This window comes from Seonamhaeicola marinus (assembly GCF_008085455.1).
Genome location: NZ_VSDQ01000875.1, coordinates 1 through 471, shown reverse-complemented (window position 1 = coordinate 471; position 471 = coordinate 1). Strand labels below are relative to the sequence as shown.

Sequence of the window (471 nt, the reverse complement as noted above, 5' to 3'; positions counted from 1 at the left end):
AGCTAATAAATGTAATATTGAAGCTTTTGAAGCTTTTAAAAAAGCAAATGATAGTGTGTTAATGGCAAAAATGCTTAATAGTATGGGTATAAACTATATGTATTTGTCTGATTATCCTTCGTCTTTATCAAAGTATTTAGAAGCGCTCAGCATATATAAAAATTTAAAAGACACCCTTAGTTTAGATTATGCCAACGCTAGCCAAAATCTTGCAATACTGTACACTAAGTTAAAAACATATAATAAGGCATTAGTATACCATGAAAAAGCTTCAAAAATTTACCAAACTTTAAATTATAAATACGGTTTAGCTAATAGTTACAATAATATTGGAAATATTTATGACTACTTAAAACAGCAACAAAAAGCCATTGATAATTACCAAAAATCATATGGTATAATGCAAAAAAGTGATAATAAATTAGGTATGGCCAATGCCTTAACCAATATAGGTATTGTAAATGTTGGCTT

General features: G+C 27.4%; 1 protein-coding gene. It reads left to right on the top strand.

The annotated features are described in order from the left end of the window. On the top strand, nt 1–471 hold a 471-nt coding region (locus FUA24_RS24545; RefSeq protein ID WP_148546067.1), incomplete at both ends, for a tetratricopeptide repeat protein.